The organism is Planctomycetota bacterium (assembly GCA_026387035.1).
Classification (GTDB): domain Bacteria; phylum Planctomycetota; class Phycisphaerae; order FEN-1346; family FEN-1346; genus JAPLMM01.
Genome location: JAPLMM010000316.1, coordinates 1 through 5,979, shown reverse-complemented (window position 1 = coordinate 5,979; position 5,979 = coordinate 1). Strand labels below are relative to the sequence as shown.

The window sequence follows — 5,979 nt, the reverse complement described above, 5'->3', positions numbered from 1 at the left end:
CCGCCCGTCTCCACGAGGCCGAGCCGCTCGGCAATCTTCCGGTAGCGTTTCCCCAGGGCGGTGCTGTGGTCCGGGCTCGTCGTCTCGACGGCATCGAGTCCCGCGCGGGCGAGTTCGGCAATCCACGTCTCGGTTTCCTCGACCGTGAGGTTGAGTTGGCGCGGATGGCCGAGCGCCGACAACCCCCCCGCTCCCCGCACGGCGCGGATGGCCTCGAACGGGTCCAGGCGCTTCCGGCAAACGAAAGCGGCCTTGTCGCGGCCGAGAAACTTCTCGAACGCCTCGTCCCAGGACGCCACGTAACCCTTTTCGATCATGGCCGAGGCAAAATGGGCGCGGGTCACCACGCCGGCTGTCACGTGCCGCCGCACGTCGTCCGTCGCAAGCGGCATGCCGAGCGCCGCGAGTTTCTCGAGCATTTGGGCGTTCCGGCGTTCGCGTCCCTCGCGGGCCTCGGCCAGGAGCGCCCCGAGGGCCGCGTCCTGGATGTCGATGAAGTATCCGAGGATGTGGCACGCGCCGTCGGCAAACTCGGTCGAGATTTCGACGGCCGGAATGACCTCGATGCCGAACTCTTCGCCGGCGGCCAGGGCCTCCGGCACGCCCGCCACCGTGTCGTGGTCCGTGACGGCGACCGCCCGCAAGCCCGTCTCGCTCGCCATGCGGACCACGTCGCGCGGCGCCAGCGCGCCGTCGCTCACCCGAGAATGCACATGGAGGTCAACCAGGTCCGGAAGGGAAACTTTACCGGTCATCCCTGCTCCTTCGCTGAAACGCCACGCTGTTACGGACACACGGCATCGCGCCGGTCTTGATGAAGAGACGACGATGTGCGTTCATCGGCAGGATGCCACAAAAAAGTTGACCGAAACACCGCGCTGCGGGTACATTTTTTCCCATGAGACGATTCATGATGCCCCTCGCGGCCGCGGGCCTCCTGGTCTGCGTCGTTGTCTGCAATCCCCGCCCGGCGCACGGCGGCCTGGGCGACCTGGCGGACACGGTTCGCAATCGCCTCGATCCCATTCTCCTCCCCTCCGACCTGATCGTCGAGCCGGGCAAGGAAGTCCAACTGAAGGCGAGCCTGCGCACCGGCCTTCGCCTGGAAGGAATCCCCGGCAAGCGCATCCGGTTCTTCCGCGACGACAAACTCGTCGGCGAATCGCGCACCGACGACGACGGCAACGCGACGGCGGCCTGGCAGATCCCTCCCGAGCCGGGCGATTATCTCTTCGCGGTGCGCGTCCACCCGGACGACCAGCCGAAACGCCCGGCGCCCGACGCAGAACTCCTGGTCGCCGCCCGCCCGGCGGACGCGAAGATCGTGGTCACGGACCTCGACAAAACGGTCGTCGCCTCCGGGTTCCTCCGCGTCCTGGCGGGGGGCGCCAAACCGATGCCCGGAGCGGCGGTCGTCCTGGAGCGCCTCGCCAAAGACCACACCATCGTCTATCTGACGCATCGGCCGGACGTCTTCGGCCCGTCCAGCAGGAAGTGGCTGGCGGAGAACCAGTTCCCGCGCGGCCCGGTGCTCACGAGCACGGTCAGCGGATTCCTCGCGGGCAGCGAACGCTACAAGACCGACCGCCTCGACGACCTGAAGCGCACCTTCAAGAACCTGGTGGTCGGCATCGGCGACAAACTCTCCGACGCCCAGGCTTACGTGGAGAACAACGTCAAATCCATCCTCATCCTCGACGTGGACTGGTCGAAGGACGACTGGAAAGACTACCAGAAACTGGCCGACCAGTTGGCCCAACTCCCCGATACCATCCACGTGGTGACGAACTGGTCGCAGATCTCCGAGATTCTCTTCCAGAACGCGCAGTACCCGAAAGAGGAGATGGAGAAACGGCTGCGTGAGGTTGCCGACAAACTGAGGCGCACCGGCGAGGACTGAGTTCCGCCGCGCGCCGGAGTCCCGCGATGCGTGCCGCCGCCATTCTCGCCGCGTTTATTGCGCTTCAGGCGAGCCCGATCGCCGACTCGCGGGCCGAGACGCCGGACCAGGACCAGCCCGTCCTCGTCGTCTTCCCGTTCACTTCGCCGGACGACGGCCGGACGGGCCTGAAGTTTGCCGACAGCCTGCGCCTCCGCGCGAGGCGCCTGGGCCTCGTCGTCGTGGACCGTCTGAGCATGACCGAGGCGATGGCCGGCCTTGCGCTGCCCACGGCCGAAACGCCCGCCGAGGACATCGCCGCCCTCCTCCGCGAGCGGTTCGGCGCCCACCTCGGGCTCTGGGGCTCCGTCGAACCCGCCGGCGCGGGCAGCCTAATCGAAGCCCGCGGGGCCGACGCCCGCGAGCGCCCCCTGAAAACGTTCTCCGAGCACTACGAAGCGGCTGATTCGCAAGGCGTCGGGCCCATCCAGGACCGCATCCTGGAGGCCCTGACCGGGCGCACGAAGCAGCCGCCGCCCACGGCCACGCCGGAGGCCGACGCCAAGGTCACCACCACCGAGCCGAACCTCGTCCCGAACGGCGACTTCGAGGCGGGCGCGAAAAGCCCCGCGGCCTGGCAGCCCATCGACGGCCTAACGACGTTCTGGGCGGCCGGCGAGAGCCCGACCGGCAAGTGCCTCAAAATGGACACCGACGTGTACCACTCCCAGTGGGTCCAGTGGCGCGAGCAACTGAAGGCCGGGGCCACAGCCGACCAGGCGCCCGGAAAAACTCCCACCTCCGGGCCGAAGTACGACACCGTGGCGGGGCTCTACGGCGTGGCGTACTTCTCCGACCCGATTGCGGTGAAGCCCGGACAATCCTACAAGGTCGAAGTGGATTACCGCGGCAAGAGCGCGCTCGGCGGACCCGTGGAATTCTTCCCGAAACTTTTCATCCGCGGCTACGGCGACGTCGGCGGCGAGAAACGCGTCGTTTACGACGCGTACTTGGCGCTGCGGTGCAAGACGCAGGGAGAAAAGTGGGAACATAACGTGCGGATCGTCACGATCCCGGCCGATGCGCCGGCCCCCGTCCAGTTCGTCCGCCTCATGCTCTACGCCTACTGGCCTCCGGACTGCTACTGGTTCGACAACGTGACGATGAAGGAAGTCGCGCCGGAACCGGCCGGACAGTCGAAGTAAGGTGAGACCGCGGCGAAGCCCCCTCTACACCTGATCGCGGCGCGGCGCCGCACGCCGGACGCCGAGGTTCTTGAGGCGGTCGCGCAGTTCGGCCGCCACTTCGTAATCCTCGTTTTTCACGGCTTGCCGGAGACGCTGTTCGAGCCGTTCCCGCAGCGACAGCGGCCGTTTCTGGCGGACCTCGCGCGCCAGGTCCCGCAGAAAGGCAAGCGATCGGCGCTTCTCGAACGCAAAGCCCATCTCCTCCTGTGCCGGCAGGCTCTCGATCAGCCCGACGCCGACCTCGATTTCCCGCAGCGCGATGTCGTACTGCCGGCGGCGTACGGCGAGCAGCGCCCGGCTCGCGCGGTTCATGCGGATGAGGTACGGGCGGTACTGCTCCATGGCGCCGCGGTCCTCTTTTGCCTCGGCGTACCGGGCCAGGAGGTCCATGCACCGCAGGTTGCGGGCCGTGTCGCGGGCGCTCCGGCCGTACTCGCCCACCTGAAAGAGCACGACGTAGCGGTAGTAAAAGAGGAGGCACTCGTCGCGTAACCGGTGGCAGGCCTTGGGGGGGATCGAAAAATCTTCGTCCGATCCCGAGCGCCGCCGGTGGGCCGCCAGCCGTGCCTCCCATCGCGCCAGGAGCGACACGCAGCCGAACGGCCTCTCGCCGTCGGGCCGGCCGTCCAGTTCATACTGCTCGACGCCGAGAGGCAACCGGACCTGGACCTTGCGCCGGCCGTCGCGACCCTCGATGAGGCGAATCGTGCGATCCGGGTCGTACGGCCATTTGGCCAGAAACGCGCTCAGGTCTTCCGCCATCGCACCCTTCGCCTTCGGGCGGCCCGGAACGGGCTGCCCTTCAATTCTATTGTACCCGTTTTTGCGAACTTGACAACCGCCGGGGCGACACAATAATCGCCCCCGACGGCCGTCTGTCTGATAGAATGAGTCCAAGGAACCGTCCATGAGCGAACGCGAAGCCCCGCCGCACTCAACGGAGCCTCGGGAGCGCGCCGCCGAAACGCCCGCGAAGCGACGCCGATGGCTTCGCGTCGCAATCGTTTTGTTGGCCCTGCTGGTCGCCCTCGTCGCCTTCGCGCCGCAAATCCTTTCCATGGGCTTCGTCAAGAATTTCCTTTTCGCCCGCGCCGGCGCGCGCGTGGGCATGCAGATCTCGGCCGAGGAATTGCGCCTGGCGTGGTTCGGCAGCCAGGCGGTCCACGGCCTCAGGGTCGAATCGGCCGCGGGCGAGCCGCTCGCCCGCGTCACAACCGTTCGCCTCGACCAGGGTCTCCTCGACCTTTTGACCCACTGGCCGCGGATCGGCGGCGTGGTGATTGAGGACGGCGAAGCCGTGCCGGAACTTCTCGGCGTTCTGTCGGCGGCTCGCGCGGAGAAACCGGAAGAGAAAAAGCCCGCCGAGGCCCCCGCGCCCCAGGCCGCCGAGCCCGAAGCGGCCGCGCCCGTCCTCCCTGAATCCATTCGCATCCGCAATCTCTCGCTGCGCACCGGCGCGGGGACCCTTCGCTTGCTCGAGGCCGACTTCGTCGCGGGCGCCACCAAGGACGCCTTCGAGGCGCGCCTCGAAATCGCGTCCGGCGAGGCGACGGGCGCAGCCTCCCTCGAAGCCGAGATCGAAGGCCTCTCCCACGACTGGCGCGGTTGGAACGCGCTGGGCGTCACGGTCCGGGCCCGCTGCGAAAACCTCTCGTTGGCTCCGATCTGGGACGCCGTCCCGCGCGTCGGCGACGGCCTCAACCTCGCGGGCACCGTTTCCGGCACGGCGATGGTGCGCCGCGAGCGCGAAGGGAAACTCACGATCTCGACGCAGTGGGACGGCCGCGACCTGTCGGCCGCGGGCGACGTCGGAATCCTGGCGCGCCAGGTCGCGGCCTATCTGGGCCGGCCGGCCTCCGCCATCGCGGGACAGTGGCGACTCGAGGCCAAGGGCCAGGCGACGCCAGGCAAGTCCTACGATCTTTCCCTCACGGGCGGCGCGACCGGACTCGCGATGCCCATCAAGACAGGCGATCCGGCATCAGCCGGCGGTCAGACAACCAAGACGCTGACGCTTCAGGACGCCTCGCTTTCGGCCGAGGTCGCGTACGACTCGGCCAAGGAGCGGCTGGTGACGGTCCGCGGCCTTCACGTCGAAGCGCCCGGCTTGCGGGCCAAGGCGGACGGTTCGGCAACGCTGCCCGGCCAGGACGAAACGGGGCGCGTCCGGGTGAACGGCGAGGGGAACGTGCAGGCCGACCTCGCGGTGCTCGCGCGGACGCTGCAACCGTTCGGCCTGCTCGCACCGGGGTCCCGCATGGCCGGCAAGGTGACTGTGCGCGGCCAGGCGGCCAGCGACGACAAGGGCACTTCCGGGGAGGCGAACCTCGCCGCGACAGACCTCGATCTTTATTTCGCCGACAAGGGAACCGCCATCCGCACTGCCCAGGCCCACGTCAAAGCGACAGGGACCTACACGCCCGAAACCCAGGGCGCGAATTCCGCAGGCGTGGACCTCTCGGCCTCAGCCGAGGCGAAGGACCTGAATGTCGCGCTGGGCGAAGAGCGACGGTGGAGCGAGCCGCGGATTTCGCTCGTCACATCGGCGCACGTTGACGTCGACGCCGAGAGGCGGCTTGTTGCCCTCGCGGTCAAAACGCTCTCGCTCGCCGCCTCCGCCGGAACGGTCGAGGCGTCCGGCACCGCCACGCGCAAGGACCAGGCGTGGACCGTGGCGGGCGACGCGAAAGGCGCGGGCGACGTCGGAATCCTGGCGCGCCAGGTCGCGGCCTATCTGGGCCGGCCGGCCTCCGCCATCGCGGGACAGTGGCGACTCGGGCCAAGGGCCAGGCGACGCCAGGCAAGTCCTACGATCTTTCCCTCACGGGCGGCGCGACCGGACTCGCGATGCCC

General features: G+C 68.4%; 5 protein-coding genes. 3 read left to right on the top strand and 2 right to left on the bottom strand.

The window, feature by feature from the left end; genetic code table 11:
- Positions 1–755: PHP domain-containing protein (locus NTX40_11820; GenBank protein MCX5649756.1), on the bottom strand; the 755-nt coding region annotated here is incomplete at its 3' end.
- 143 nt (positions 756–898) lie between these two features.
- Here NTX40_11820 and NTX40_11815 point away from each other — a divergent pair.
- Entirely contained in the window at positions 899–1,900 is a 1,002-nt protein-coding gene (locus NTX40_11815) for a hypothetical protein (protein MCX5649755.1), read from the top strand.
- 26 nt (positions 1,901–1,926) lie between these two features.
- Positions 1,927–3,084, top strand: a complete 1,158-nt coding sequence (locus tag NTX40_11810) for a hypothetical protein (GenBank protein MCX5649754.1) — start codon at positions 1,927–1,929, stop codon at positions 3,082–3,084.
- 24 nt (positions 3,085–3,108) lie between these two features.
- Here the strand turns inward: NTX40_11810 and NTX40_11805 are convergent, their stop codons facing one another.
- Positions 3,109–3,888, bottom strand: a complete 780-nt coding sequence (locus NTX40_11805) for a UvrB/UvrC motif-containing protein (GenBank protein MCX5649753.1) — start codon at positions 3,886–3,888, stop codon at positions 3,109–3,111.
- 145 nt (positions 3,889–4,033) lie between these two features.
- Here NTX40_11805 and NTX40_11800 point away from each other — a divergent pair.
- The coding region (locus NTX40_11800) for a hypothetical protein (protein ID MCX5649752.1) at positions 4,034–5,979 on the top strand (1,946 nt) is incomplete at its 3' end.